The organism is Caballeronia udeis (assembly GCF_001544555.2).
Taxonomy (GTDB): domain Bacteria; phylum Pseudomonadota; class Gammaproteobacteria; order Burkholderiales; family Burkholderiaceae; genus Caballeronia; species Caballeronia udeis.
Genome location: NZ_FCOK02000032.1, coordinates 70,662 through 96,674, shown reverse-complemented (window position 1 = coordinate 96,674; position 26,013 = coordinate 70,662). Strand labels below are relative to the sequence as shown.

The following is a 26,013-nucleotide window of genomic DNA, read 5'->3' as shown; positions in this document are numbered from 1 at the left end:
CCGAACCGCCGTGTACGGACCCGTACGCACGGTGGTGTGGGAGGGGTCGGGCCGCGAGGCCTGCCCCTATCCCGATCCCCGCGGAACAATCGGAAAAATACTTTCATATTTCTTTCGGTATTAACCCGATCTGGTAAAAACCCTGTCAATTCTTTCATTGTACTTACTTGATATATTACATATTGTGTATTCAATCGCCATCAAAACCAAGGACGGGCGATGACGGAGACGTCCATTCGGCGTCGCGAATACAAGGCAGCAAATGCCAAGGAGACAGTGATGGATACAAATCGCCAGGAAGGTGTGTCGCGGCTAGCGTCGCCATGGATGCAGCTTGTGTTTGGCGTGATCTGCATGGCCATGATCGCGAATATGCAGTACGGCTGGACCTTGTTTGTGAACCCGATCGATGAAAAGCATCACTGGGGCCGCGCGGCCATTCAAGTAGCGTTCACGATCTTCGTGGTGACGGAAACCTGGCTCGTTCCTATCGAAGGTTATCTCGTCGACAAGTACGGCCCGCGTCCGGTCGTTGTTGGCGGTGGCCTGCTTTGCGCGATTGCGTGGGCGCTTAACTCGGTGGCTTCGTCGTTGCCGTTGCTGTATTTCGCCGCGGCCGTGGGCGGTGTCGGCGCAGGCGCCGTATATGGCACGTGCGTTGGCAATGCGCTGAAGTGGTTCCCCACTCGCCGCGGCCTGGCAGCCGGTATCACAGCCGCCGGCTTCGGCGCGGGATCGGCTGCAACGGTCGTGCCGATCGCGCACATGATCAAGAGCAGCGGTTACGAAGCCACCTTCCTGTGGTTCGGTCTCGGCCAGGGACTGGTGGTGTTCCTGCTCGGGATGGCGCTGTATGCGCCGCCCGCAAGCCTGCTTGCATCGGTCAAGAGCGCCTTGAAGAGCGCCGTTTATAACGCGACGCCCAAGCAGGTCGTGAGCTCGCCGATCTTCTGGGTGATGTATCTCATGTTCGTGATGATGGCGGCCGGCGGCCTGATGGCGACCGCGCAGCTTGGTCCCATTGCGAAGGACTTCGGCCTGCATGACTCGCCGGTCTCGTTGCTTGGCCTGACGTTGCCCGCGCTCACGTTCGCACTGACGATCGACCGGGTCCTCAACGGCTTGACCCGGCCTTTCTTCGGCTGGATCTCGGATCGTATCGGCCGCGAGAACACCATGTTCATCGCGTTTGCGATCGAGGCGATCGGCATTTTGCTGCTGTCGAAATATGGCCAGAGCCCGGTGGCGTTCGTTGTGCTGACGGGTATTGTTTTCTTCGCCTGGGGCGAGATCTATAGCCTTTTTCCCGCGACGTGCGGCGATACATTCGGGCCAAAGTTCGCGGCCACGAATGTGGGTTTGCTCTACACGGCGAAAGGTACAGCGGCCTTGCTCGTGCCGTTCAGCAGCGTGATTACGGCTGCGACCGGCAGTTGGCATGCGGTGTTCATGCTGGCCTCGGGGATGGCCGCGGCATCGGCACTGCTGGCGCTCTTTGTGCTCAAGCCAATGCGGCAAGCTCACAAGCAGAAGCATGCCTCTGGGCTAGCCGGCATGCCGTTTGGTTCGGCCTTGAAGGAGTGATCAAACGTTCGGGCGAAGCCAACGTGTGTGCCGGCTTCGCTCGTTTCCGATGAAGGAGTGGCCGGTTTTCATCCGGCCGTTTTGCTATTTTCTGCCCACCAGATAGCAGACGCCTTCGGGGCCGTAACGCTCGCTGTGGGCTTCGTTCGCTTTCAAATGGAACGCATCGCCGACCTGATAGAGCGTGTCCTTGCCGGCGATGCGCAGCGTCAATTCGCCCTCGAGAATCAGCGCCTTCGCTTCGAACGAATGCGCGTGATCGTCAAGAGACGCGCCGGCTTCCCGCTCCACGAGTACGGTAGTCTGGAAACCCTCGCGCGCCAGCATTTCGATGAAATCGTCGCGTTCCATGATCGTTCCCTTTCTAGCTGATCTTTACTCACCCCTTAATATAAGTTGAAACGCCCCGGCGCAGGTGCAAGGGGCCGATGCACCGCATCGCCCCGGATCAAACTCAGCTCCACTCAGCTCTCCAGCCGCGGACCTTTCGCCAGTTCCATCGCTTCAAGATCACGCGTCGACCCTTTCGCCGGCCGCCCGGCCCAGTACCCGGCGAGCAACGATCCCGACAAGTTGTGCCACACCGAGAACAGTGCGCCCGGGAGCGCTGCGATCGGCGTGAAATACAGTTTGCCCAGCGTGGCCGCCAGTCCCGAATTCTGCATGCCGACTTCGATTGCCAGTGTGCGGCACACGGCTTCATCGAAGCCAAGCAGACGGCCGCCCCAATATCCACCGAGCAGGCCGATACCGTTATGCAGGATCACCCCCAGCATCACCAGCAAGCCGACTGAGGCAATGCTTTTCTGCGTCCCCGCCACCACGGCCGAGATGATCAGCAGGATTGCGATCATCGAAATGATCGGCAATGCGGGCTCGACCGCGCGCACAGTCTTGTTGAACAACTGGTTGATGATCAGCCCGGCAACGATAGGCAGCGCGACGATCTGGAGAATGCTCATGAGCATGCCGTGGACATCGACGGCAATCGACGCATCCACGTAAAGGCGCGTCAAGAGCGGCGTGGCGAACACGCCGACCAGCGTGGACAGGGCACTGATGGTGACGGACAGCGCCACGTCGCCGCGCGCGAGATAGATCATCACGTTCGACGCCGTGCCGCTGGCAACGCTGCCGACCAGCACCATGCCCGCGGTCAGGTCGGGCGGCATGCGCAGCAGTTTTGCGATTACCCAGGCTGCGAGCGGCATCACCAGGTAATGCAGCCCGATCCCTGCTATGACCGGCGCCGGCCGGGTGAAAACGCGCCGGAAGTCGGCGAATGAAAGCGTTACGCCCATCGCGAACATGATGATGGTGAGTAGCAGGGTGACGTGCGGCGCGATGCCTGTAAACGAGGCCGGCGAGAAGTAGGCGACGACCGAAATGAGAACGGCCCAAAGAGGAAACAAGCGGGTGACGCGCGAAAGCATGGAGAGACGATCCTGGCTGATTTCTGATTGATAGGGGCGTAGCCCGAAGCGCCGGGACATGGATATGGACGTGCACGCGGGGCGGGTGGGCGATCAACGATATGGCGAAGCAAACAGAAGGGTGTTCCAGGCCTGGCTGACCGTGCCATCGATAGATGCGGCCAGTGATGCAACCCGTCACGGGTCCTTGTGGGACCGGCCGGCGGCGAATGCGTCGACGCGAATTGTAACGTTTTGTAGGAGGAGACCCGCGGGAGCGGATTCTTCGCTTACCTCAGCCGCGCGACCGTTCCCGCGTCCGGCTCGCCGCCGAAATAGGTATTCAACGCCAGTTCGAACGGCGCCTTGTCGGCGGCGGCGTGGGCGAAGAGGGTCATCGAAGAATGGAATTTCAGGTCGTCGGGGTAGCCGAAGATCTGTTCGACCGAGCGGCCGTCGAGTGCGTTCACGATCTGCGTGAGGATCAGGAGGCGCTCGCCGAGTACAGGGTGAGCCAGGTAGGCCCGCGCCTCGTCCACCGATGAAATCGCGTACCGGCGCGCCATGTCGCTATGGCCCAGCCCCTGGATCTGCGGAAATACGAACCACATCCAGTGCGTGCGTTTCTTGCCGGCCTCGAGTTCGGCCGTCACCGTCTGGAACACCGGCGCCTGCGCATCGATAAAACGCTGCAAGTCGAAAGGATCGGAATCGGTCATGCGAGCCTCCGGGTCTTCCTGAATCTTGCCGGAACGCGCCGCAAACCACGTTCCCGCGCATTTCGCGGTCAAGCTGACCGAGGTCTAATCCCGGCCATTTGCGAACGATATTCCGCTTTCTGATATCTTCACGGCCATGCAAAACATCATCGAAATTTCGAACCTGTCGAAGAGCTATGCGTCCGGCTTCAAGGCGCTGAAAAACGTCACGCTGAGTATCCGCCATGGCGAAATCTTCGCACTGCTCGGGCCGAACGGCGCCGGTAAAACGACGTTGATCAGCATTGTGTGCGGCATCGTGAATCCCACGGAAGGCACGGTGCGGGTCAACGGTCACGGCATTATCTCCGACTACCGCGCGGCCCGCGCGATGATCGGCCTCGTGCCGCAGGAGCTGACCACCGACGCCTTCGAGTCGGTCTGGGCGACCGTTTCATTCAGCCGCGGCCTGTTCGGCAAGCCGCCCAATCCGGCGCACATCGAAAAAGTGCTGAAATCGTTGTCGCTCTGGGAAAAGAAGGACAACAAGCTGCGCACGCTGTCCGGGGGTATGAAACGCCGCGTGCTGATTGCCAAGGCGCTCGCGCACGAGCCGGAGATCCTGTTCCTCGATGAGCCGACCGCGGGCGTCGACGTTGAACTGCGCCGCGACATGTGGAATCTCGTGCGCGGCCTGAAAGCGAGCGGTGTGACGATCATCCTGACGACGCATTACATCGATGAAGCCGAGGAAATGGCCGACCGGATTGGCGTGATCAACGGCGGCGAGATCATCCTGGTCGAGGAAAAAGCCGAACTGATGCGCAAGCTCGGCCAGAAGAAACTCACGCTGCAACTGGAAGACGAGATCGGCGAGATTCCCGCCGGCCTCGGGGCCTACCGGCTCGACCTGTCCGCAGACGGCAGTGAACTGACCTACACCTACGACGCGCAGGACGAACCGGGGCGCATCATTACGCTGCTAAAAGATCTGGCCGATAACGGCGTCAGGTTCAAGGACCTGCAAACGACGCAAAGCTCGCTGGAAGATATTTTCGTGAGCCTGGTCGGAGAGAAAAAATGAATATCCACGCAGTCCGCGCAATCTATGTATTCGAAATGGCGCGCACGTGGCGCACGATCATGGGCAGCATCATCTCGCCGGTGATTTCCACGTCGCTGTATTTTGTCGTTTTCGGCGCCGCAATCGGCTCGCGCATTCCCGAAGTGAACGGCGTCAGTTACGGTGCGTTCATCGTGCCGGGGCTCGTGATGTTGTCGCTGCTTACGCAGAGCGTGTCCAACGCGTCGTTCGGCATCTACTTTCCCCGGTTTAGCGGGACCATCTACGAACTGCTGTCGGCGCCGGTGTCGTATCTGGAGATCGTGCTGAGTTATGTTGGCGCGGCCGCCACCAAGTCGATCATCCTCGGTCTCATCATTCTTGCGACCGCGCGTCTGTTCGTGCCGCTGCACGTCGATCACCCGTTCTGGATGATCGTGTTCCTGCTGCTCACCGCGGTGACGTTCAGCCTGCTGGGATTCATCATTGGCGTCTGGGCGGACGGGTTCGAGAAGTTGCAGGTAATCCCGCTGCTGATCATCACGCCGCTGACGTTCCTCGGCGGGAGTTTTTATTCCATCGACATCCTGCCGCCGTTCTGGAAGGCCGTCGCACTGTTCAATCCGGTGGTGTACCTGATCAGCGGCTTTCGCTGGAGCTTCTACAGCACCGCCGATGTCAGCGTCGAGATCAGCCTCATCATGACGCTGGTGTTCCTCGCGGTGTTTATTGGCGTGGTCGCGTGGATCTTCAAGACGGGCTACAGGCTGAAATCATAGGGAGCGTGCTTTATGCGTGACGTGATGCGTGACGTGTTGATCGAGCGGTTCGGACTGCAGCCGCATCCTGAAGGCGGCTATTTTCGCGAGACGTTTCGCGGCGCGGACAGGGTAGTGCGCGAGCTCACGCGCGATGCTTCGCCTGGCGAGATGCGCTCGGCATCGACGGCGATCTACTACATGCTTTGCGACGGCGCACATTCGGCGTGGCACCGGATCCGCTCGGACGAGGTGTGGCATTTCTATGCAGGCGAGCCGCTCGATGTTCATGTCATCGATCCCACCGGGAAATTGGTCACTCATCGCCTGGGTAATGCGCTGACGCATGACGACGCCGTATTTCAGGCAGTCGTACCGGCAGGGCAGTGGTTTGCGGCAGAGCTATGCAATCCGGCAACGTTCGCGCTGGTGGGCTGCACGGTGGCGCCGGGTTTCGAGTTCAGCGAGTTCGAGCTTGCCGATGTGGCCGCTTTGAAAAAGACGTATCCGCAGCACGAGGCTGTGATCGGGAGGCTGGCTCCGGCGGCGGGAGCGAAGCGCTGAGCGCGTGCCGTGCGTGGCACGCAACCCGCACGACGGGAACAACTTAAAAACAGAACGAAAAAAAGCGGCGCTCTCATTTCTGAGGCGCCGCTTTTGCACACTTCGATTTATAGGTTGGCCCTGACTGCGTCGCGGACGGCGTCCATCATGCCGCCGTAGTTCAGCGGTATGTCGAGTGAATCGCCATAGACATCCTGATCCGCTTGTGCACGTGCTTCCTGCGATTCGCGGCGTACCGGCGATTCGTAAGCTGTGTCACCTGAACGAATAGTGTCTCTGGCTTCGACGCGCTGCGCTTGATAACTCTTCACGATGAACTCCTTGCAGTGATGGAGCGGCGGGAGACTGCGATGCTACTGAACTGCCATGACAGATTTACGACGCTTGATGCTTCATGGTGCACGACTACGCCGGGTGAACCGTTCGACCCTGACTATGTTGTGTTGCGCACCCTGCAATGAAAGCGCGGCTCTACAGTTTAATGGCGTCGCGAAGGGGGATTCGTACTTCTGGCTTATGACCTGATGTCGCCACTATCAGCGCGCAGCGCGAGTTTGGGCTTGGAACTTGCGTTTGACGCAAGCGTTTGCGCGGGAGCCTGGAAGAGGGGGATGAGACCGGCGGACGGGGCGGATGGACTTTGTAAATCAGACCGGCACCGCACTTATCCGCGTGTACATTACGCTCCGCGGAAACAGTTAAAGCTGTTTCTCAGAGTTGGCGCGTTTGCTGTGCGGATTCCACATGACGGAAAGCACAACCGCATGGCGCAGCCGTGCTTTTCGTCAGTTCAACCGGGGCCGGCGACGCTTTCAGGCGTGCTGGTCCTGCAAATCGGCGTCGCTGGTCTCGTTTTGTGGCATGGAAGCCGCAAGAATCATTGCCGACGCGTTTTGCGGTTTCGGGTCGCGCTGTGACGGCCGGTACACCGAGTCGCCTCGATGAATGGGTGCGCCCGTGAGTGCGCAGGCGCCGTCCGACGTAGCCGTAGTGACGCGCCAACCCTGGTAGCCGTAGTGGCAAGTTGCCGCGTCGGACCAGTAGACGATCGCCGTCGCGCTGCTCGGCCGCTCGATCACACGCACCACCGCTTCAGGGAACGGCCGCGGCGATTGCGGCGACGGCGACGCGACGCGCGGATGATCGCGCTCCCGCGCTCGCGCGAGCCGCTCTAGAAACGGGTGCGCGGCCTTTTGCTGCGGGGCAGGTTCTGCCGCGCGGTTGTGGGTCGCTGTCAATGAGCGGACCGTTTGCAGCCACGGGTCCGCGCTTCTCGCTAACGCTGTCATGGTTCGTTCCTGGCATGGTTCATGATCGAACTTACGCAATCAGCCTGTTCCGATAAATACCATTAAGGTGAATACACTGTCTTGTTAGCGCGAATAATCACAACAACGCTTTATGCAATAAGGCTTTCCCCGATGCTGCCAAGCAGCAGAAGTGCTGTCTGCGCTTGATTGAACGTTTTAATGGGCGCGATAGCGGCGGTGGTTTGACGAGAACCTGACGCGCCGGGCGATACCGGTTCAAACAATTTGTATAGATTTCGTAAGGTGCCAATTTTCGCCAAATGCCGTGGAACGAAACTTGCGTGGAGGATACTAGCTGCATACCTACAACGTTGAACGAGGTGTTCGTGAAGAAAAGCTATATTCGTGCTGCAGTGCTGTGCGCAAGCCTGGGTCTGACGGCCACGGCGTTTGCCGAAAACGGTCCGGGTGATCAAGGTGGGCCGCAACAGCGTCCGGGCGGTTCCGCCATGCAAGGCCACAACGGCGGCGGTCATCAGGATCAGAACCATAACAACGGCGGTCGTCAGGATCAGAACCACAACAACGGGCGTCCTCCCGCGCCAATGCATGCGGACAATGGTCCGGCACGCGGCGACCCTGGCGGTCCGCGTGGCGAAGGTCCGCATGACTGGCACCGCGGAGATCGCTTGCCGGACGACTATCGTGATCGCCAATATGTGGTCGACGATTATCGCGGTTATGGATTGCATCAGCCCCCGCGCGGTTATCACTGGGTGGGCGTGAACGGCGATTACGTGCTTGCCGCAGTCGCGACCGGCGTGATTGCGCAGATCGTACTGAGCAACGGGCACTAAGCGCTTACTCGCGGAACGCTCTCGTAGCGAGCCAAGACGCGAGTCGAGATGAAGAGGCCGGTCCAAACGCGAGTCTGGACCGGCCTTGTTTTATGTGCCCGGCGTGAACCTCCAGCGCAACCGCTGCCTACCCTTTTGCAGTATCGGTAATCGCTTTTACTACGCGCGCCAGCGACTTCAACGCCATTTCGGGCGAGTCTTCAAATTGCGCGCCGACTATGGCGCCGTCCACCGCCATGGCCAATGCCCGCGCGTCGGCCTTCGCGCTTCTCGACGATGCCGGCAAAAGTGTCCTGATGACCGCTGCCATATCCAGCTTGTGGCGTCGTGAAATACTCACCGCTTCGGACAAGGTCCCGCCTACTTCCACCACCGCGTTGATGAATGCGCAGCCGCGATACACATCGCTCTCGAACCATTCCGCCAGTGCCGGGACCAACGCATCCGCGTTTGCGCCATGGCGCTTCACGGCGTCTTCGAACCACGTCATCCAGTTGCGGTGCCGATATTCCAGAAACGCCACGATCAGGTCGTTTTTCGCCGGATAGTAGCGATAAAACGTCTTCTTCGCGACGCCTGATTCCGCGATCACGCGATCGATTCCGGTTGCGCGAATACCGTCCCGATAGAACAGTTCATGGGCCGTGACCAGAATGCGGTCGGCCGGTGAGAGGTCGGTCGAAAGTTCTGTATTGAGTGAATGATTGTCCATGGCAAGTCATTGTAGACAGGTCTGTCTCCCTGCGCTAGAGTACAGTGGTAGACAGACCTGTCTACCACTGTACTCTAGTGCCAGGTGAGCTGCTAATCAACCCTTCGCGATCAAAAGGAAACGTCATGGAAAGCAAACCGCCCTTCCCGCCATTCGATGCCGACACCGCTCGGCAAAAGGTCCGTCTCGCGGAAGACGGCTGGAATTCACGCGACCCAAAGCGGGTTGCCCTGGCGTATAGCGAAGACACGCGCTGGCGCAACCGCGCAGAGTTCGTATCGGGGCGTGCTGAAGTGGAAGCGTTCCTCGCGCGCAAATGGGCGCGCGAACTGGACTACCGGTTGATCAAGGAGTTATGGGCGTTCACCGGATCACGGATTGCGGTGCGCTTTGCTTACGAATGGCACGATGATTCAAGAAACTGGTTCCGCAGCTACGGCAACGAGAACTGGGAGTTCAACGAAGCAGGCCTCATGACGCATCGGCACGCATCTATCAACGACTTGCCGATCAAGGAGTCCGAGCGCAAATATCACTGGCCGCTGGGTCGCCGTCCCGACGACCATCCTGGCTTGAGCGACCTGGGTTTCTGATTGGAGCGTGGCCGGCAGTCCGTGGCTTCGGTCTTCATCCGTAACGAAAACCGGTTGTGTGAACTGACTGCTGGAATGCTAGCGGCCTCGCCGCCGGTAAAAGGCCCACCATCCGGCCAGAATGGTGAAGGTCGCCACTATAGCCATCATCACCCAGAAACCGTGCTTGTTTTCGGCGAGCGGAATTCCGCCAACGTTCATGCCGAAAATGCCGGCGACTATATTGATCGGCAGCGCCAGCACGGTGACCAGCGTCAGCGTGAACAGCGTGCGGTTGCTCTGCTCGTCCGTGCGCGCGGCGATCTCTTCCTGCAGCAGCTTGATGCGTTCGACCAGTCCCGCGAGATCACCCAGCACGAGCGAAAACTCCTCGGTGGCATCGCGCAGGTCCTGCAGGTCAAGCGCTTGCAACCAGCGTGGCGGCCTGGCCAGCAGCCGGAAAATCGACCCCGGTTCAGGCGCGAGCAAACGCTGCAACCTGACCAGCACGCGTCGTGACGCACCGAGTTCCGAGCGGGTGGCGGGGGATCGCATCGACAGAAAACGGTCTTCTATCTTGTCAATATCAATGCTCGTGCGCCGTACGATCTGTACCAGCAGATCGGCCTGGTCGCGTAACAGATGAATGAGCAGTTCGGCCGTCGACCTGAAGGCTTCGCCGTTGCGTACCGACTCCCTCAGCGTATCAATAGACCGCAACGGTTTCAGCCGCGCGGTGATGAGCAGCTTTTCGCGGGTGTAGACCCACAACGTCGCAATTTCCGACGGCGTGACGTCGAAGTTGAACATCACGTCGTTGATGACGGCGAGCAGCGCGCCCTCCTGGTGTTCAATCCGCGTGGAATGCGACCCGTCGCGCAGGTTTTCGAAGAAGGCATCCGGCAGGTCGAGTTGCGTGCGCATCCAGCGTTCGCTCGCGCTGTTCGCGAGATCGAAGTGCAGCCAGACAAAGTCGTTTGAAGACCGTTCGGCGCGGGATTGCTTCAGCCACTCAAGCGCGCCTGCGGAGTCGATATGCACGCCCGGCGCATCCGGCGCAAAACGAAAGCCGCACACGATGCCGGAGAAATCAGAGGCGTAGGGTAGGGCGGTAGTCATCGTGATCGTTATCGGGATTCAGTCGTTGTGATTCAGTCGTGATCGGCAAGGGCAATTGAAAGCTGATCCGGACTTGGATTGTCCCCGCGGTGCAACTCGAATCAAGCAACGTCCGATCGGATTTGCGTTATTGTTGGGCAAATGCCGCGTGACACAGAAAGTACTTATGGATGTCACGCCCGATGGGTAGACTCGCGCGGTGCAAGAGGGCCGTCGGGCGCAGCCCGACCCTTTACGCTTCATCGGGGAAACACAAATGGAAGATCGCGTCGAGCAGGACGAACCTACGCAAACCACGGCAGACGGACTGACGCGGCTCGCGACGAGCATCGTCGAATTGCTGGGCGAGCAAGCCATCGACAGCCGTCTGGGAGCCAAATTGCTCAAACGGCTTGAAAAAGAAGCGAAGCTGGTAGCCGAATCGGGGCCGCACCTGCTGGACAAGGCTCAAAAGCGCACTTTGCGCGAGGCGCTGGAAGGAGTTGAACACGCGGTGCGTCAGGTCGATGCAAATCTGTTGGTATCGGCAAACGCAAAACTACGCTCCACGGACGAATCTTCCAGCAAAAAAGCCAAAACCAAATCCTGAAACCGGGCCGGCTGTCGTCTCGTGAAACCCACGCGGCGCTGCCTCTAAGCCCGTCTGGCTTTATCGGACAAGAGATCTGGCGGTTTTTTCATTACACCGGCAGAAACCGCTCGCAGCAAAAAAGCAGGATGGCGCGGAAAATGCTGCGTTTGCTGCACATGCATAAATCTGAGCGGTCATGGTTTCAGTCTCTTTTACCCCAAGCTGCGTGTTATGGACCGATCGGAACGTCGAAGCGGACGCTGAGCGCTGGCGAATTCTGGTTGTCGACGACAACGCCGCCAGTGCCGAAGGCCTTGCCGCGGCGCTGAGCGCGGACGGTTGCGACGCGCGTTATGTGCTGAGCGGCGTGGATGCGCTGCAGGCTATTGACGGCTGGGTGCCGCACGTCGTGATTCTCGATATCAGCATGCCGGAGCACGACGGTTTTGCGACCGCGCGGGTCCTGCGCCGGATTTCTCCCACCCGTAACGCCGGGATCATTGCGTTTACGGCGCTCGGCGAGGATTACGTCCGCTCGAAAGGCCTCCATGCAGGTTTCGACGGCTACTGCCAGAAGGGCAATGCGCCCGGTGTCCTGGTGGATTTGATCAGCCGGCTGGTCCAGGTTCACTGAAGGTTCAATCAGCATTTCCGGGCACCTCATCGAAATTTTTCTGATTTCGATGGAGTCCGGCCCTTAAAATTTTCCCTTACCTTAACTTCCCTGCAAGCCTTTTCCAGGCGCGCTCGCGTCGATTTTTCAGGATCGGGACCTCATTCGATTATTGGCTTATCCCGAAAAGTGTATTGAAGTTTATGGAGATAAAAAACCGATAGTAGGGGTATACACTGCATTTCATCGACGAAGCAGCCACCGAAACAAAGTCTGACCGCTGCGACGCCTTCTGAACCAGTCGAAAGCCAACGTATATCGGAGCTCACCATGAAAAAGAATCTTCTTGCATCGTTACTCATCGCTGCTACTGCTTCTATCGCTGTTCCGGCATTTGCCAGCGGCTACGGCCCGGCACCTTCGTATCGCCCGACGGTTGGCGCTCCGGCTTCGCAACAAGGCCTGAACACGCAAACCATCGCTGCACAAAACAACGCTGATACGAACGCCTACGGTGGCGAACGTACGTCGGTGTCGCAATCGGGTTCGAGCCACAGCCGTACCAACAACGCACAAGCTGTTTTCTTCGGTCAGTAATTCTCAAGCTTCTACGTGCATGGCCGGCAGTACGTGTGCCGCCATGATCGCGCCGAGCTGGACGACCTGAAACGGACAAAGGCCCGCTGAGCGAAAGTTCAGCGGGCCTTTGTTTTGTGCATGAGGAAGGAGTGCTTCAGGTGCCTGTCTTGAGCGCGTCCCGCATCACCGTTGCCAATTCCGAGGCCGCGAACTTGGCTACATAGGCGTTTGCGCCCACTTTGCGCACATGCTCCTCATTCGCCGACCCCGACAGCGACGAATGGATCACGACCGGAATGGCCTGCATGCCGGCGTTCGCCTTGATGCGGCGCGTCAACGTGAATCCGTCCATCTCGGGCATTTCCAGGTCGGTCAGCACGAGCGCGATTTCGTCCGCGGCACAGCCACCATGTTTTTCCGCCTTGCTCTGCAGGTCTTCCAGCACGTCCCACGCTTCCTGGCCGCTCTTGGTCATGATGAACGACACGCCCATCGCGGTCAGGCTTTGTTCGATCAGGCTGCGCGCGACGCCGGAGTCGTCGGCGGCGAGCACTTTGGTGCCCGGTTTCAGAATCACCCGTCCGGTGCTCGATTCGGTGATCTCCACTTCAGTCGACGGCAGCACGTCGCGCAGGATCTGCTCGACGTCGAGCACCTGCGCGAGCCGCGAGCCGTCCACGTTGCCGTCGAGGCGCGCGAAGCTGGTCACCGTCCGCCCGCTCGAATGCGATTCCGCGGACAAAACCTGATTCCACTCCAGCCGTACGATGTCATCGACTTCCTCGACGGCGAACCCTTGCGTCGTGCGCGCGAATTCGGTGACCAGCAGGATCTTCAGGCCGTTCTTCGGCTGGCAGCCCGTGACCTGCGCCAGGTCGATTACAGGGATGATCTGGCCGCGGATGTCGGCTACGCCAAGAATCTCCGGGTCTGCGCCGGCGACCACGGTGATCGGCGGCATCGCGAGAATCTCGCGCACCTTGAACACATTGATGCCGTACAGCTCGCGTTGTTCGGAGTCCGGTGCTTCGCCCAGGCGAAACAGGAGCAGTTCGAACATGTTGTTGCCGGCGAGCCGAACCCGCTGTTCGATGTCGTGTTGTGAACTGCTCAAGGTGGTTCTCCTGATCGATTTATGCCTGGCTTCTAAATAGCCGGTTCCTGATTAGCGGCGGGATGCGGGGAAACTGAAGCGTTTTTCGATGCTTTGTGACGAGACTGTTTCATGCCGGCCGGCTCTCTCGCGCGGCAGCATCGGGATAGACCCTTGGACGCATAAAAAGCAGTGTTTTCCAGCGTTCACGCGGCAGGTGTCTGGCCTATACTTTTTGAATGGGCTGGGTAATCCGGATGTAAGGTGCCAATGCAAGGCAATTGATCTAACGCGGCGGGTGCGGAGTGTCGCCCGAACCCGCGGTGACAGGCGCCGTGCGACCGGCAAGCCGGCTATTCACCCATGTGAAACGCCCGCCAGCCGGCAGGCGTCGCGCGGTTCAACGGAGGCGTTCGATGGCAACAGTCGCACAAGTTCTTAATTCGAAACCCGATCACACCATCTTCACGATCGCCGATACGGCATCGGTCTACGAGGCGATCGCGATGATGGCGGAGAAGCACATTGGCGCCCTGATCGTGACCCACGGCGAGGCGATCGTCGGCATCATGACCGAGCGCGACTATGCCCGCAAAGTCGTGCTGATGGACCGCGTCTCGCGGCAGACTCCCGTGCGCGAAATCATGACCTCGCAAGTGCGTTTCGTGCGTCCCGACCAGACCACGGACGACTGCATGGCCCTGATGACTGAGCGCCGCATGCGGCATCTGCCGGTGATTGATGGCGAGAAGCTGGTGGGCATGATTTCAATCGGCGATCTGGTGAAAAATATTATCTCCGAGCAGCAGCTCACGATTCATCAGCTCGAGGGATATATTCGAGGCGAGCACATGTAGCTTGCCCGGGAGGGGCGCAGCGCGGCGTGAAAACGCCGCGCTGTGTTTTATTGGTGTTGCTGCGTGTGCATTGCGCTCACTCGGTTCGGGCGCGGCTCGGGTTACCGCGCGTAGTCATTGTTCGATCCGTCAAGACCGCTGCGGCGGATTCGATCAGCCAATCGCTATGTAAGCTAATTGTTATAATTGGCCGATGCCGCGCATTGGCCTGATGCATTGGCCTGATGCATTGGCCTGATGCATTGGCCTGACTCAGGGCACCTGTTCCCTCGCCGGGTTGCATTCGGCCTCTGACTTCAGAGGAGCGCCCTTCATGATCGCGTTCAAGCGCATCACGGTGACGCATCCGTCCAAACGTCAACGACCCGTCAAGGTTGCGGCCGGTGGCGAGATAAACTGGATCACCATGCCGCTCGAATTTCGCGTAGCTCCGGAGCCGTTGTTCCTGCTCAAGCTCGAGGCAGACGTGGCCAACGCCAATCGCTCATGACCCTGTTGCTCCAGATTTCTGATCCGCACTTTGGCACCGAACAACCGCCGGTCGTGGCAGCATTGCAGCGGCTTGCCAATATGCTGCAGCCCGATCTCGTTGTCATGTCCGGTGACATCACGCAGCGCGCCAGGCGTGCACAATTTAATGCAGCGCGGGCGTTCGTCGATACATTCGGTGCAACGCCTTTTATTATCGTTCCCGGTAATCATGACATTCCGCTGTACAACCTCTTCGCTCGCATCGCACATCCGTATGCCAATCATCAGCGCGTGTTCGGAGACGATCTCGAACCTGTGTTCGAATCGGCCGAGCTGCTGGTGATCGGTGTCAATACCACGCGTGCGTATCGTCGTAAGGATGGCGAAATATCCGTGCAACAAGTCGAGCGCGTGGTTCGCTGCCTCGACCATGCGACACCGCGTCAGTTGCGGGTTGTGGTCACGCATCAGCCCGTGGCGGCAGCGCGTACCAACGACATCAGGAACCTGTTGCACGGCCGCGAACATGCGATTGAACGCTGGTCGCAAGCGGGCGTGGACCTGATCCTGGGCGGCCATATCCATCTTCCGTATGTGACGCCGCTGCATGTTGCGTATAAGGACTTGCCGCATCAGATGTGGGCCGTGCAGGCAGGAACCGCGCTGTCTTCGCGCGTGCGCGGGCGCGTGCCCAATTCAGTGAACGTGATTGACTACGACGGGTCCAAGACGGACGCACGCGGTGCGCTTCATCGCGCAATTCGCCGTGCGATCGTTGCGCGCTGGGATTTCAGTCGGGCGAGCGCATCGTTTGAACTCAACATGCAACACGAACTCGACCTGGATAGCGAGTCACTCAAGACTCCATTAGCGACGCTTTTATGAAACAGACTGAAGGGCCGTACGCCGGCTTGTTTGAGGTAGCACATATAGCCGGTGAACATGCATTGACGGTGTTTGCGGTGTCCCTGGTTCTCGCGATGGTCGTAGTGCTGAGTGTGTGGCAGCTCGTTCAACGTTACGGTCTGCCGCGCGAAGAAGGCGGCCCGTCGGCCAGGGTCCTGCTGATCGTGAATCTGGCGGTGAGCTTCGTCGTGATCGTTGGCGCGGCTGCCTTGTTCGCCGCGATTGCTGATGAAATAGGCGCAGGAGAGACACTCGGCCGGTTGGACCAGGCCTTTGCCGACGGCATAGCGAGCGCGGTTCCTATCGGCGTGATCCGCGCGTTTGCACTGGTCACGCATCTGGGCGATGCATGGTTACTCGGCGTGTGGTGCGTGCTCGGCGCAGCGATCCTGACGGTGCGGCGACGGTATGCGCTGGCCATTGGCTTCACACTCGCGATAGTCGGCAACGGCCTGCTCAACAGCATCTTCAAGCATCTGTTTGAACGCGTGCGGCCAGTGCATGATCAATCGATCGCCACCGCCACCGGATGGAGTTTTCCGAGCGGTCATTCATCGGGGTCGCTCGTCACCTACGGCATCATTGCGTATGTGCTCGTGCGGGTTTTGCCGGACCGCTGGCGCCTGGCCGTCATCGTGGCGGCCACGCTCATCGCGTTCACCACGGCAAGCAGCCGCGTATTCCTGCGCGTGCATTTCGCGAGCGACGTGCTGGCGGGCTTTGCACTGGGAACGGTTTGGCTGGTGGCGTGTATCTTGAGCATCGAACTGACCCGCAGGTATTGGCCGAGGCCGTCGCGGCGTCAGGCCTGAGGGTGTATCGAGAGTTCGGGGAAGCCGGTGCGCGGATCCAGATCGCGTGAGAAGCGCACGCCGTCCAGGCAAACGATCAGGATTTCCGCCGTCGTCCGAACAATGCATCCCGGCGATACATGGCCGCCGTACACATGGCCCTCGGCATTCGAGACGGCCATGTGAAGATGCGCGCCGTCAGCAGCAAGCGAGCCGGCCAGCGTCAGGATCTCGAGGTCGCCGGTAAGCCGGGCCGGCTGGTCGAGGCCCGCGTAACGCAGGTTCGCCACGCTCAGGCTGCCAATGCCCTGCATCACGAACGCGGCGCCAAGGGCCTGGTCTCGCGCGATTGTCTCAAGCGCCACACGCAGGTCGTCGCCGGGAACAAGGCGCACGGGAAGTGTTTGCATGAGTGAAGTCCCAAGGCTACGTAATGCATCAATGATGGCATGATGATTCCGGTTTTGCGTAACGACCTCCAATCAAACGGGCACCTCCCATGACGACCGAACTTCATATCCTCGCCTGGGCGCTTGTACTCGCCCTCATTCAGGTGCTGCTGCCGTCGGTGGTTCGCAACCGGGAAACCGGCGTGGGATATAACGGCGGACCGCGTGACCAGCCGGGGCCGCCAGTCGGCAAGGTGACTGGCCGTCTGATGCGTGCCCAGGCCAACCTGTTCGAGACCTTGCCCGTGTTCGCCATCGCCATCCTGGTCGCGCACATGGCCGGCCGGGAAGGCACGCTGACGCTTTACGGCGCGTGGTTGTACATCATCGCTCGCGTGATCTACCTGCCCCTGTACGCGGCAGGGATTCCATTCCTGCGCTCGCTCGTATGGCTCGTCTCGCTTTTCGGCATCATTCTTGTTCTTGTCCCTATCATCTGAAAACATCTGAAACCGGAGTCCAGCCAATGACCGCTTTGCTCACCACCATCGACGTGGAAACCGCGCCGAATCCCAAGTTCGCCGTGATCCTGATGCACGGCCTGGGCGCCGACGCCAATGACTTTATCCCGCTGGTGCCGGAGCTGCGCCTGGGCGATCTGCCCGGCGTGCGTTTCGTGTTTCCGAATGCCCCCGAAATACCGGTCACCGGCAACAACGGTTATGTGATGCGGGCGTGGTACGACATTCTGTCGTTCGAAGGCGTGAACCGCAGGGTCGATGAAGCCGGATTGAAGGTTTCGTGCGAACGGATTCGCGAACTGATCGCGCGGGAGAACGAGCGCGGTATTCCGACCTCGAAGATTTTCCTCGCAGGTTTTTCGCAGGGCGGAGCGATGACTTACACCGCAGGACTCACGCATCCGGAGAAACTGGCGGGGCTGATGGTGTTGTCCGGTTACGTGCCGTCGCCCGGTTTGATTGATGCGGCGTTCAGCGATGCGAATCGCGACACGCCGATCTTCGCCGCACATGGCACCCAGGACCCCGTGCTGCCGATCGAGCTGGCCATTCAAGGCCGCGACTTCGCGCTTGCGCACAAGTGCAAGCTGGAATGGCATACCTACCCCATGCCGCACTCTGTCTGTGCCGAAGAAGTCGAGGCCTTGCGGGTCTGGCTCGGCGCAAGGCTGCGCGCCTAGACTGCCTTCATCAAGGTGTTTTTATATAACTCCAGCATGCCGGCTGCATCCACGCCGATGCAGACCGACTGCGCCGGACGGTCGTCCCAGTCCGGCGCGGGAACGCGCATGGTCGAGGGTTTCTGTATCGTCTGACCGGTGGCCATTCCGCTGGTCAGCACACGCACGGGCCCTTTGCGCACGGTATAGAGATGCGGAGCCAGTACGTACGCCACCGCCGACGCATCGTGGACATAGATGCCTTCGAGTCCGGCGCTGTCACGGTGGAACTGCGCGTAATGCCGTGATACGTCCCACACAAAACGGCCGGTCTCGCCCGCGCCGTCGCAGACCGATGCCAGCCATTCGTTCGGCATGATCGTGCTTTGCGTGACGTCCAGTCCGACCAGCGTGACCGGCCATGCGGCGCCGAGCACGAGATCCGCTGCATCGGGATCGCACATGATGTTGGCTTCAGCGGCCGGCGACACGTTGCCGAGCACGCCCGCAATCCCGAATGCACCGCCCATGATGACGACCTGCTTCACCAGCCCGACGATGTCCGGGTCGGCTTTCAGCACGTGCGCGAGATTCGTCAACGGACCGACTGCGATCAGCGTCACCTCGCCAGGATGTGCACGAACCGTATCGATCATGAACTGATGCGCGGGACGTGCGTCGAGCGTTGTATCAGCGGGCTGGCTCAGTTCGATATTGCCAAGACCGTTGTCGCCGTGAATCCAGCCGACCGGCGCAGGCGGCGCACGATGCAACGGCGCTGCCGCCCCGCGCGCCACCGGCACGCCGGGTGCAAAACGCGAACGCAGATAGAGCGCGTTAGCCGTGGTCGTTTCTATGGTCGCGTTGCCGAACACGCTCGTGATGCCAAGCAATTCGATCTCGGGATGCAGCGCCTGGAACACCAGTGCCATGGCGTCGTCGACACCCGGGTCGGTGTCGTAGATGACTTTATGGTTTGTCATAGGTAGAACGCATCGGGAAGTTGTTCGCGGGCAGTCGTGTCGCGGATCGCGCCATTGAGGTTGCCGAGGCGAATGGTCAGGTCGGGGCCGCCCAGTTCAATGATCACCTGCCGGCATGCGCCGCAAGGTGCAATCGGTCCGTCGGTGTCGCCAATGACTGCGAGCGCCGTGAACTGGTCACGTGTGTAACCCGCGGCGACAGCGCTGAAAAACGCCGTACGTTCCGCACAATTGCACAACCCGTACGATGCATTCTCGACATTGCAGCCATCGAACACGCGACCGTCCTTGGTGAGCAAAGCGGCGCCGACCTTGAACCTGGAATAGGGTGCGTAGGCGCGATCGCGCGCGTTCTTCGCGCGTTCGAGCAACTGGTCCATCGTCATGCGTGACTCCTTAGTTCAGCGTCAGGAACATGCCCGCGATTGTCGCGCTCATCAGGTTCGAGAGTGTGGCCGCGAGCACGACCCGCAGGCCGTAGCGTGCGACTTCCGCGCGCCGCTCCGGCGCAACCGCGCTGAAGCCGCCGGTCAGCACGGCGATGGACGAAAAATTTGCGAAGCCGCACAGCGCGAAAGACAAGATCGCTATGGTACGCGGATCGAGCGCCTGCAATCCAGCCGCGGCGACGCTGGCGGAGTCCTTCAAATACGGAGACAGTGACGCGTACGCCACGAACTCGTTGAGAATGAGTTTCTGACCGAGGAAGTTGCCGGCGAGGGCGGCCTGATCCCAAGGCACGCCGATCAGATACGCAAGCGGTGCGAACACGGTGCCAAGCATGGATTGCATGGATAGATTTGGGTCGCCGAACCAGCCCCCGATGCCGCCCACCACTCCGTTCAGCAACGCGATCAGGCTGACGAACGCAATCATCATGGCGCCGACCATGACCGCGATCTTCAGGCCGACGGTTGCGCCGGAACTGGCCGCTTCGATCACGTTCGCAGAACGTTTCTCGTCGAAGTTCAGGTTTTCGAGGGTCACACGGCTGGCTTCGCTCGTGGGATGGATGATCTTGGCGAACAGCAATCCACCCGGCACGGCCATGAATGACGCAGCGAGCAGGTATTCCACCTTCACGCCGAGGCCCGCATAACCCGCGAGCACGGAACCCGCGACTGCCGCCATGCCGCTCGACATCACGGCGAACAGCTCCGCGCTTGTCATGTCGCGTGCGAACGGCTTCACGACCGCCGGCATTTCGCTTTGGCCGAGGAAGATGGTGGTCACGGCCGAGAACGATTCGATCTTCGACACCCCGAGCAGCTTCTGAAAGACCGTGCCGAGCACGATCACGATCCAGCGCATGATGCCGAGGTAATAGAGCACCGAGATCAGGGCGGTCACGAAGATGATGGCGGGCAGCACGCGAACGGCGAAGACGAATCCGCCGTTGCCGAACAGTTCGAACATCTTTGGCTGGACAAGACCGCCGAACAGGAACTCGATGCCTGCGTTGCCATAGCCGAGTATGTGATTGACGCCTGCCGCCGCGGCGGAGAGCACGCTTTTGCCGAAGGGCACGAACAGGATGAAGGCGCCGATGCCGACCTGCGCCAGCAGGGCAGGCCCGATGGTGCGCAGGCGAATGGCGCGGCGATTGGCGGAGAAGATGAAAGCGATAAGCAGCAGGACGGCGATGCCAAGCAGATTGCGTGCGATCAGGGCCATGTCTCGTTATATGTGTTTGTCAGAGGAATGGGCGGATGCTACGCCATGTGCGGGGTTTGGAGAATAGGGCGGGAGATTGGGTTCACGCCGCGTTCCCGTGATGTCTGCGGGCCGCTGGACCCCTCCCTTGAAGTCCCGGAGGCGAACCAGAACCTTACGCGAACAATTCGATGACCGGCCAGTTGCGCTCGGCTGCAATCACCCGCAATTTCGCGTCGGGATTCGTTGCAACCGGATGGGTGACACGCTCCATCAACGGCACGTCGTTGACGGAATCGCTATAGAAATAGCTTGTTTCGAAATCCGCCAGCTTCAATCCCTGGGAAGCCAGCCATTGCTCGGTGCGGACAATCTTGCCTTCGCGGAACGTCACCACGCCCACCGGGCGCCCGGTGTAACGCCCGAGCGGATCATCGCCTTCAGTGCCCAGGTCGATGGCCAGCAAGTGCTCAACGCCAAGCGCCTTCGCAATGGGCGCGGTGACGAACGCATTGGTAGCGGTAACGATGCAGCACAAGTGCCCCGCGTCGCGATGACGGCGCAGCAGCGCAAGCGCTTCGGGGCGGATGGCCGGTTCGATCACCGTCTTCATGAAGGTCTCATGCCACGCGTCAAGTTGCGCGCGCGGATGATGCGCCAGTGGCGCGAGCGTCAGGCCCAGATACGCGTCCATGTCGAGCGTGCCGGCGACGTATTGCTGATAGCAGGCGTCAATTTCTTCCGCATGGTCCGCACTGCCCTCGAAACCCAGCGTGGCGTAGAAGCGCGCCCACGACTGATCGCTGTCCAGCGGCAGCAATGTGTGATCCAGATCGAACAACGCCAGAGTACGACTCATCCCATAGCCCTTGATGGCAGGTTAAAAGCGGGTAAAAAGCGCGCCGGACCACCGTCCGGCACAGGTTTCCCAAGACGATTCGATCGTAACTTTAAATACCCAAAACTACAACAAAGCAAAATTGTACAACCTGTTTGCGTGGCATCATGGCACGGATGGCAGTACAGTCGGAACGAACAACGGACGTAGCCTCATGTTGATTCTCTTGAATATTTTGTCAGGCGTGGCCCTGCTGGTATGGGGCACGCATATTGTCCGGACCGGCATCCTGCGGGTCTTCGGCGCCGAGTTGCGGCGCGTGCTGGGACGCAGTGCGAACAGCCGCTTCCGGGCATTTGGCGCAGGCTTGTGCGTGACAAGCCTGGTCCAGAGCAGCAACGCGACCGCCGTGCTGGCTTCGTCGTTCGCAGCGCAAGGCCTGCTGCCGCTCGCACCCGGGCTCGCCATCATGCTGGGTGCGGACGTCGGCACCGCGCTGATGTCGCGTGTGCTCACGCTCGATCTCTCGTGGCTGTCACCCATCCTGCTGCTCGGCGGCGTGATCGCGTTCCTGTCGTTCAAACAGACCCGTACCGGTCAGGTGGGACGTACGATCATCGGGCTGGGGCTGATCCTGCTGGCCCTGCACCTGATTGTGGAGGCCGCGCAGCCCGTGATGCAGGGCGAGGGCGTGAAGGTCATGTTCGGGGCGCTGACGGGCGACTCCATGCTCGATACGCTGGTAGGCGCGGCCTTCGCCATGATCTCCTACTCCAGTCTTGCAGCGGTGCTGCTGACCGCAACGCTGGCGTCGTCGGGCGTGATTTCGCTGAAGGTGGCGGTGTGCCTCGTGATTGGTGCGAACCTGGGCAGCGGGCTGCTTGCGGTGATCGGCACGCTGGGACAAAACCCCGCCGGCCGGCGCCTCGCCCTCGGCAACGTGCTGTTCAAGCTGGCCGGCGCATTGATCGTGCTGCCGTTCGCCCCGTGGATCGCCAAAGGCATTGGCGCGTTGATCCCGTATCCGCGCGAGGCGGTGATCACGTTCCACCTCATCTACAACATGGTGCGCTGCGTGGCGTGCATGCCGTTGATCGATCCGGTGTCGCGCCTGTGTAATCGCCTGCTGCCGGACCGGCCTGAAGTCAACCCGGAACTGCGGCCGTTGTATCTTGATCCCGTCGCGCTCTCCACGCCTACGCTTGCTCTGGCGAATGCCGCGCGCGAAACGCTGAGGATCGGCGACATCATTCGCACCATGCTCGACAACCTGCTCGACCTGATGCGGGCCAACGACCCGGCCAAGGCGCGCTCGACAATCCGCATGGACGACGACGTCGATCAGCTCTACGCGGCGGTAAAGACCTATCTTGCCCGCATCTCACGCGAGCAGCTCGACGAGGCGGATAGCCGCCGCTGGACCGACATCATTACGTTGACCATCAATCTGGAGCATGCGGGCGACATCCTCGAACGGGTGGCGACCAACATTCTGGAGAAGAAGATTACGCACCGGCTGGCCTTTTCGCCTGAGGGCCTGGCCGAGCTGGAGGACCTTCATTCCCGCGTGATCCTGACCTTGCAACTGGGTTTGAGCGTGTTTCTCAATAGCGACTTGCGTAGCGCCGAGCGCCTGCTCGCCGAGAAGGAACGGTTCCGCGATCTCGAGCGCAGTTATTCGTATGCGCACCTGGACCGGCTGGCTGGGCAGAGCGCGCGCAGCATCGAGACCAGTGCGCTGCATCTCGACATCATCAGCGACCTCAAGCGCCTCAACTCGTTGTTCTGCTCAACCGCGTACCCGGTGCTCGACGCAGCCGGCGCGTTGCGCGACACCCGGCTGCGGCGCCGCGTGCTCGACGCCACCTACGGTAACGACAGCGTTTGAAACGCTAGGCGAGAATGACTTGCGGCAGCTTCTTGCGCAATGACAGCAGCGCGGGACCGTCGGCGCCTTTCTTGTTGGTGATCAGCGTATCCACGCGATTGATCGGACAGAACGCAATCCTGCTGCACTGCCCGATCTTGCTGTAGTCGGCCAGGATCACTACCCGGTCGGCGTGCGCGACCATGGCGCGAGCCACTTCGGTCTCGGCGTGATCGAAGTTGGTCGCGCCATGCCGGTGATCGATGGCGACCGGCGAGAGCAGCGCCACGTCGGCGCGGTACCTGAGGATTTCGGCGACGGTCGTGCCGCCTACCGTGGCAAATGCCCGGTCGCTGATCGAGCCGCCAAGCAGGATGATCTCGTTGCTGGCATCCGTCTTTTCGCCGGTTGCCCGCATCTTCTGGGCAACGTCTATTGAGTTGGTGATGATGGTCAGGTTGGCCAGCTTGGCGAGTTCTTCGGCCAGGATGGCGGTGGTCGTGCCGGCGTCGATAAACAAGGTCTGGCCACTGCTGACCAGCGCGGTGGCCGCCCGTGCAATGGCGTTCTTCGACTTGACGCGCGTGTGGCTGCGCTCGGCGATCGGCGCTTCGCCAGCTGGGCGCGTCACGCCGCCATGCACGCGCCGCAATTCACCCAGTGCTTCAAGATCCACCAGATCGCGGCGGACCGTCTCGCGCGACACGCCGAGTTCGGCCATGATGCGTTCGGTCGACACGCGTTCAAGTGTGGCGAGCAGCGCGCGAATTCTCTGATGACGATCTTCCTGCCACATGCCGTATTCCTGAGCGTTGAAGTTGAACGGTGACTAGTGAAAACGAGTAGACGCTGCGTGGCCGCCAATCCGGTCCGGCAGCGCCTCAAGTCTTGTGAACGGACTATGTGTCGCCCGTGTGTCGCCAATATTAATTGGCTGTCCGGCGTCAGGTGTTATCAGGGATTCCGGCTGAAAGATTAACAAGAACTGGCGCTGCCGATGTTGCATTTTTTTGGATACTTGCGAATTTGGGTATTTGAACTTAGTCTCTCCGTCACACTCGCGGATAGTTCCCCTGGACCGTCCGGAGTGCCTGAAACAAGTCCTGGATTGCTGTCTTTTTCACTGTCGTCATCGTTCTTAAACATTTGGCCGCCAGAGTCGCGTGCGCGCCAAATGTGAGTGCGCATTAGAAAAACAAGTTTCGGACTATGCAGCACGCAGGCAGCACGCAACTTTCCAAAAACGTAAGCACGCAGGCAGAGGATGGAATCACCATGAATCAAGACGGGTTGCGAGTGACCTCGACATTTCGCCGTTCAAGCGGCAAGGCATCCATCATGGCGGCGATTGCCGCGCTGACCGCGGTCGCGGGGCAGGCCGTGGCGGCGCCACCGGCGTCGCTCATCGCTGCTGCGAAGAAGGAAGGCCAGTTGACCACGATCGCGTTGCCGCACGATTGGTGCGGTTATGGTGCACTGATCGAGGGCTTCAAGGCGAAGTACGGCATCACGGTGAACGAGCTGAATCCGGACGCAGGTTCGGGCGACGAAGTCGAAGCCATCAAGGCGAACAAGGGCAACACGGGACCGCAGGCGCCGGACGTGATCGACGTCGGTTTGTCGTTTGGACCGACGGCGCAGGCCGCCGGCTTGCTGCAGCCTTACAAGGTGTCGACCTGGGCGACCATTCCGGATTCGGCCAAGGAGAAGGACGGCTATTGGTACGGTGATTACTACGGCGTGCTGTCGTTTGAAGTGAACACCGACATGATCGACAAGGTCCCGACGGACTGGGCCGACCTGCTCAAGGCCGACTACAAGAATGCCGTGGCGCTCGCGGGCGACCCGCGCTCGGCTAACCAGGCGATTCAGGCCGTCTACGCTGCGGGCTTGTCGCAAAGCAAGGGCGACGCATCGAAGGCGGGCGCCGCGGGCCTGAGCTTCTTCAGCACGCTGAACAAGAACGGCAACTTCGTGCCGGTGATTGGCAAGGCGGCATCTCTTGCGCAAGGCACCACGCCGATCGTCGTGCGCTGGGACTACAACGCGCTGGCCGATCGCGATACGCTGAAGGGCAATCCGAAGGTGTCGGTGGTCGTGCCGAAGACGGGCGTGGTTGCCGGCGTCTACGTGCAGGGCATCAGCGCTTACGCTCCGCACCCGAACGCGGCGAAGCTGTGGATGGAATACCTGTATTCGGACGAAGGCCAGATTGGCTGGCTGACCGGCTACTGCCATCCGATCCGCTTCAAGGACCTCGAAGCGAACAAGAAGATCCCGGCAGCGCTGCTCGCCAAGCTGCCGCCGCCGTCGGCCTACAAGAACGTGGTGTTCCCGACGCTCGACGAGCAAAACGCTTCGAAGACGCTCATCACGGGCCAGTGGGACCAGGTGGTCGGCGCCAACGTGAAGTAACTGCCTGACTTGGTCACATGAAGTAATCACATGCAGTAGTCACACGAAGTAACGTAGTGCACGGTTAGCCGGACTCCAGGTCCGGTTAACCTCCCGGCTCGCGCTTTGTGCTTTTCTCCAGCGCGGCCTGTCAGTCAAGAGCGACATCATGAGCACTTCATCGAAGATCGCCACGCCCATGTCCGGACATGAGGAGCGCGAGGGGCAGTCGAACCCGT

31 protein-coding genes are annotated in these 26,013 nt (G+C 60.3%); 17 read left to right on the top strand and 14 right to left on the bottom strand.

Annotated features, from left to right (window positions below):
* The first annotated feature begins 279 nt into the window (after positions 1-279).
* Positions 280-1,584, top strand: a complete 1,305-nt coding sequence (gene oxlT / locus AWB69_RS22375) for an oxalate/formate MFS antiporter (RefSeq protein ID WP_062088843.1) — start codon at positions 280-282, stop codon at positions 1,582-1,584.
* Between the two features lie 84 nt (positions 1,585-1,668).
* Here the strand turns inward: oxlT and AWB69_RS22370 are convergent, their stop codons facing one another.
* The 3 genes from AWB69_RS22370 to AWB69_RS22360 all read right to left on the bottom strand — a co-directional run bounded on the left by AWB69_RS22370 (position 1,669) and on the right by AWB69_RS22360 (position 3,715).
* Positions 1,669-1,935, bottom strand: coding sequence for a cupin domain-containing protein (locus AWB69_RS22370; RefSeq protein WP_062088824.1), 267 nt, complete (start codon positions 1,933-1,935; stop codon positions 1,669-1,671).
* A gap of 113 nt (positions 1,936-2,048) precedes the next feature.
* Positions 2,049-3,017: a ketopantoate/pantoate/pantothenate transporter PanS gene (panS, locus tag AWB69_RS22365; protein ID WP_062088822.1), complete on the bottom strand. Its 969-nt coding sequence runs from the start codon at positions 3,015-3,017 to the stop codon at positions 2,049-2,051.
* 269 nt (positions 3,018-3,286) lie between these two features.
* Complete coding sequence (locus AWB69_RS22360) at positions 3,287-3,715, bottom strand: DUF1810 domain-containing protein (protein ID WP_062088820.1); 429 nt, start codon at positions 3,713-3,715, stop codon at positions 3,287-3,289.
* A 136-nt stretch (positions 3,716-3,851) separates the two neighbouring features.
* On the opposite strand from AWB69_RS22360, the gene AWB69_RS22355 reads away from it, so the two are divergent.
* The 3 genes from AWB69_RS22355 to AWB69_RS22345 are packed head-to-tail and all read left to right on the top strand — an operon-like array spanning position 3,852 to position 6,079.
* On the top strand, positions 3,852-4,778 hold the full coding sequence (locus AWB69_RS22355; RefSeq protein ID WP_062088818.1) for an ABC transporter ATP-binding protein: 927 nt from the start codon (positions 3,852-3,854) through the stop codon (positions 4,776-4,778).
* Positions 4,775-5,536 carry an ABC transporter permease gene (locus AWB69_RS22350; protein WP_062088817.1) on the top strand — a complete coding sequence of 254 codons (762 nt, stop codon included), beginning with the start codon at positions 4,775-4,777 and terminating at the stop codon, positions 5,534-5,536. Before AWB69_RS22355 ends, AWB69_RS22350 begins: the two co-directional genes overlap by 4 nt.
* Before the next feature lie 12 nt (positions 5,537-5,548).
* Positions 5,549-6,079, top strand: coding sequence for a cupin domain-containing protein (locus tag AWB69_RS22345; protein ID WP_062088815.1), 531 nt, complete (start codon positions 5,549-5,551; stop codon positions 6,077-6,079).
* A 107-nt stretch (positions 6,080-6,186) separates the two neighbouring features.
* Here AWB69_RS22345 and AWB69_RS22340 read toward each other — a convergent pair whose 3' ends face one another.
* Together AWB69_RS22340 and AWB69_RS22335 are read right to left on the bottom strand one after the other, a co-directional pair.
* Positions 6,187-6,390: a hypothetical protein gene (locus tag AWB69_RS22340; protein ID WP_062088814.1), complete on the bottom strand. Its 204-nt coding sequence runs from the start codon at positions 6,388-6,390 to the stop codon at positions 6,187-6,189.
* Between the two features lie 501 nt (positions 6,391-6,891).
* A complete protein-coding gene (locus AWB69_RS22335; protein ID WP_062088812.1) occupies positions 6,892-7,368 on the bottom strand; it encodes a DUF3331 domain-containing protein in 477 nt (158 codons plus the stop codon).
* Between the two features lie 347 nt (positions 7,369-7,715).
* On the opposite strand from AWB69_RS22335, the gene AWB69_RS22330 reads away from it, so the two are divergent.
* On the top strand, positions 7,716-8,186 hold the full coding sequence (locus tag AWB69_RS22330; protein WP_062088841.1) for an RcnB family protein: 471 nt from the start codon (positions 7,716-7,718) through the stop codon (positions 8,184-8,186).
* 127 nt (positions 8,187-8,313) lie between these two features.
* Here AWB69_RS22330 and AWB69_RS22325 read toward each other — a convergent pair whose 3' ends face one another.
* Positions 8,314-8,898: a TetR/AcrR family transcriptional regulator gene (locus AWB69_RS22325; protein WP_062088810.1), complete on the bottom strand. Its 585-nt coding sequence runs from the start codon at positions 8,896-8,898 to the stop codon at positions 8,314-8,316.
* Between the two features lie 125 nt (positions 8,899-9,023).
* Here AWB69_RS22325 and AWB69_RS22320 point away from each other — a divergent pair, with 125 nt between their 5' ends.
* The gene (locus AWB69_RS22320) at positions 9,024-9,491 is read left to right on the top strand and encodes a nuclear transport factor 2 family protein (RefSeq protein ID WP_062088808.1); all 468 of its coding nucleotides are present in this window, start codon (positions 9,024-9,026) and stop codon (positions 9,489-9,491) included.
* A gap of 78 nt (positions 9,492-9,569) precedes the next feature.
* Here AWB69_RS22320 and AWB69_RS22315 read toward each other — a convergent pair whose 3' ends face one another.
* Positions 9,570-10,589 (bottom strand): transporter, encoded by a 1,020-nt coding sequence (locus AWB69_RS22315; RefSeq protein ID WP_062088806.1) that lies wholly within the window; start codon positions 10,587-10,589, stop codon positions 9,570-9,572.
* 256 nt (positions 10,590-10,845) lie between these two features.
* Between AWB69_RS22315 and AWB69_RS22310 the strand changes: the two genes are divergently transcribed.
* The 3 genes from AWB69_RS22310 (at position 10,846) to AWB69_RS22300 (ending at position 12,370) form a co-directional block, all read left to right on the top strand.
* The gene (locus tag AWB69_RS22310; RefSeq protein WP_062088804.1) at positions 10,846-11,178 is read left to right on the top strand and encodes a hypothetical protein; all 333 of its coding nucleotides are present in this window, start codon (positions 10,846-10,848) and stop codon (positions 11,176-11,178) included.
* Between the two features lie 178 nt (positions 11,179-11,356).
* Positions 11,357-11,794 carry a response regulator gene (locus tag AWB69_RS22305; protein WP_062088802.1) on the top strand — a complete coding sequence of 146 codons (438 nt, stop codon included), beginning with the start codon at positions 11,357-11,359 and terminating at the stop codon, positions 11,792-11,794.
* A gap of 309 nt (positions 11,795-12,103) precedes the next feature.
* The gene (locus AWB69_RS22300; protein ID WP_062088800.1) at positions 12,104-12,370 is read left to right on the top strand and encodes a hypothetical protein; all 267 of its coding nucleotides are present in this window, start codon (positions 12,104-12,106) and stop codon (positions 12,368-12,370) included.
* Between the two features lie 136 nt (positions 12,371-12,506).
* On the opposite strand, the gene AWB69_RS22295 is transcribed toward AWB69_RS22300, so the two are convergent.
* Positions 12,507-13,466: a chemotaxis protein gene (locus tag AWB69_RS22295; protein WP_062088798.1), complete on the bottom strand. Its 960-nt coding sequence runs from the start codon at positions 13,464-13,466 to the stop codon at positions 12,507-12,509.
* A gap of 395 nt (positions 13,467-13,861) precedes the next feature.
* Between AWB69_RS22295 and AWB69_RS22290 the strand changes: the two genes are divergently transcribed.
* The 4 genes from AWB69_RS22290 to AWB69_RS22280 all read left to right on the top strand — a co-directional run bounded on the left by AWB69_RS22290 (position 13,862) and on the right by AWB69_RS22280 (position 16,491).
* On the top strand, positions 13,862-14,302 hold the full coding sequence (locus AWB69_RS22290) for a CBS domain-containing protein (protein ID WP_062088796.1): 441 nt from the start codon (positions 13,862-13,864) through the stop codon (positions 14,300-14,302).
* A gap of 313 nt (positions 14,303-14,615) precedes the next feature.
* On the top strand, positions 14,616-14,792 hold the full coding sequence (locus tag AWB69_RS47885; RefSeq protein ID WP_156528932.1) for a hypothetical protein: 177 nt from the start codon (positions 14,616-14,618) through the stop codon (positions 14,790-14,792).
* Positions 14,789-15,658, top strand: coding sequence for a metallophosphoesterase family protein (locus tag AWB69_RS22285; protein ID WP_062088794.1), 870 nt, complete (start codon positions 14,789-14,791; stop codon positions 15,656-15,658). The genes AWB69_RS47885 and AWB69_RS22285 overlap by 4 nt, the downstream gene beginning before the upstream one ends.
* Positions 15,655-16,491 carry a phosphatase PAP2 family protein gene (locus AWB69_RS22280; protein WP_062088793.1) on the top strand — a complete coding sequence of 279 codons (837 nt, stop codon included), beginning with the start codon at positions 15,655-15,657 and terminating at the stop codon, positions 16,489-16,491. The genes AWB69_RS22285 and AWB69_RS22280 overlap by 4 nt, the downstream gene beginning before the upstream one ends.
* Here the strand turns inward: AWB69_RS22280 and AWB69_RS22275 are convergent.
* Positions 16,482-16,880, bottom strand: a complete 399-nt coding sequence (locus tag AWB69_RS22275) for a PPC domain-containing DNA-binding protein (protein WP_062088791.1) — start codon at positions 16,878-16,880, stop codon at positions 16,482-16,484. The two genes, AWB69_RS22280 and AWB69_RS22275, sit on opposite strands and share 10 nt — an antisense overlap.
* 89 nt (positions 16,881-16,969) lie before the next feature.
* On the opposite strand from AWB69_RS22275, the gene AWB69_RS22270 reads away from it, so the two are divergent.
* Positions 16,970-17,359: an MAPEG family protein gene (locus tag AWB69_RS22270; protein WP_062088789.1), complete on the top strand. Its 390-nt coding sequence runs from the start codon at positions 16,970-16,972 to the stop codon at positions 17,357-17,359.
* 26 nt (positions 17,360-17,385) lie between these two features.
* The gene (locus AWB69_RS22265) at positions 17,386-18,060 is read left to right on the top strand and encodes an alpha/beta hydrolase (protein ID WP_062088787.1); all 675 of its coding nucleotides are present in this window, start codon (positions 17,386-17,388) and stop codon (positions 18,058-18,060) included.
* Here AWB69_RS22265 and AWB69_RS22260 read toward each other — a convergent pair.
* From AWB69_RS22260 to AWB69_RS22245, 4 genes are all read right to left on the bottom strand, one after another.
* The gene (locus AWB69_RS22260) at positions 18,057-19,022 is read right to left on the bottom strand and encodes a nucleoside hydrolase (protein WP_062088785.1); all 966 of its coding nucleotides are present in this window, start codon (positions 19,020-19,022) and stop codon (positions 18,057-18,059) included. The genes AWB69_RS22265 and AWB69_RS22260 overlap by 4 nt on opposite strands.
* Complete coding sequence (locus tag AWB69_RS22255) at positions 19,019-19,408, bottom strand: cytidine deaminase (protein WP_062088784.1); 390 nt, start codon at positions 19,406-19,408, stop codon at positions 19,019-19,021. Before AWB69_RS22255 ends, AWB69_RS22260 begins: the two co-directional genes overlap by 4 nt.
* 10 nt (positions 19,409-19,418) lie before the next feature.
* Positions 19,419-20,696: a NupC/NupG family nucleoside CNT transporter gene (locus AWB69_RS22250; protein ID WP_062088782.1), complete on the bottom strand. Its 1,278-nt coding sequence runs from the start codon at positions 20,694-20,696 to the stop codon at positions 19,419-19,421.
* A 154-nt stretch (positions 20,697-20,850) separates the two neighbouring features.
* On the bottom strand, positions 20,851-21,534 hold the full coding sequence (locus tag AWB69_RS22245) for an HAD family hydrolase (RefSeq protein WP_062088781.1): 684 nt from the start codon (positions 21,532-21,534) through the stop codon (positions 20,851-20,853).
* A 193-nt stretch (positions 21,535-21,727) separates the two neighbouring features.
* Between AWB69_RS22245 and AWB69_RS22240 the strand changes: the two genes are divergently transcribed.
* Positions 21,728-23,401: a Na/Pi cotransporter family protein gene (locus AWB69_RS22240; protein ID WP_062088779.1), complete on the top strand. Its 1,674-nt coding sequence runs from the start codon at positions 21,728-21,730 to the stop codon at positions 23,399-23,401.
* Positions 23,402-23,405: 4 nt separating this feature from the next.
* Here AWB69_RS22240 and AWB69_RS22235 read toward each other — a convergent pair whose 3' ends face one another.
* Positions 23,406-24,176: a DeoR/GlpR family DNA-binding transcription regulator gene (locus tag AWB69_RS22235; protein ID WP_062088777.1), complete on the bottom strand. Its 771-nt coding sequence runs from the start codon at positions 24,174-24,176 to the stop codon at positions 23,406-23,408.
* A 542-nt stretch (positions 24,177-24,718) separates the two neighbouring features.
* On the opposite strand from AWB69_RS22235, the gene AWB69_RS22230 reads away from it, so the two are divergent.
* Positions 24,719-25,795: an ABC transporter substrate-binding protein gene (locus tag AWB69_RS22230; RefSeq protein ID WP_062088839.1), complete on the top strand. Its 1,077-nt coding sequence runs from the start codon at positions 24,719-24,721 to the stop codon at positions 25,793-25,795.
* Positions 25,796-26,013: the final 218 nt, after the last annotated feature.